Annotated in this window: 1 protein-coding gene; it reads right to left on the reverse strand. The window is 39.1% G+C overall.

The window, feature by feature from the left end; translation table 11 throughout:
* Positions 1-72: 72 nt before the first annotated feature.
* Positions 73-525, reverse strand: a complete 453-nt coding sequence (locus tag D104_RS33265; RefSeq protein WP_024024998.1) for an REP-associated tyrosine transposase — start codon at positions 523-525, stop codon at positions 73-75.
* Positions 526-578: the final 53 nt, after the last annotated feature.

Below are 578 nucleotides of genomic sequence, written 5' to 3' on the forward strand. Positions count from 1 at the left end.
TCGGCCTTCAGGCCGACAAAATAGCTTCCTTGTCGCGCTAAAGCACGACCATAAAATTAATAATGCTGCAATCTATAAATAAACTGAATCCCAAAAAGGGTAGTCTTTTACGTTTTTGACTAACCCTCTTCGTAATGGGTTTGCAATAATATATCGAGCAATATTAAGACGATCGTCTTCAGCCCGCAATGCGCGGTCATAAAAGGAAGATTGCCATAAGGAGCCATTTTTTTTCAGATGTTTATTTATTTCAAAAGCGCTGGTGCCTTTCAAATTACCAATTATAGTCGGTAATGTTGAGCTATGATTGTTTAGCTTCACTAGGCCGTGGAAGTGATCCGGCATTAGAACCCATGTTAGCCATGCGCATTTATGATGTTTTTGGTTTGCTTCTATCTGTTGGCAAAATAAACGAGCAACAGAAAAATCATTGAAATGTGGAATTCTATCAAGAGTATTAAACGTAATAAAATATTCGCGGTTGGGTTCTGAACGCCTTCCTTTCCTTAGGTCATTCCATGACATAAAGCCTCCTTTTTAATGTGATTTCTTGACGGCCTAAAGGCGCGACCTACAAA

It is taken from the genome of Marinomonas profundimaris, assembly GCF_000508165.1.
GTDB classification, from domain to species: domain Bacteria; phylum Pseudomonadota; class Gammaproteobacteria; order Pseudomonadales; family Marinomonadaceae; genus Marinomonas; species Marinomonas profundimaris.

What these genes read in the sequence shown, in the direction of transcription:
- D104_RS33265 (WP_024024998.1), bottom strand. Translation starts at nt 525, where the DNA reads ATGTCATGGAATGACCTAAGGAAAGGAAGGCGTTCAGAACCCAACCGC.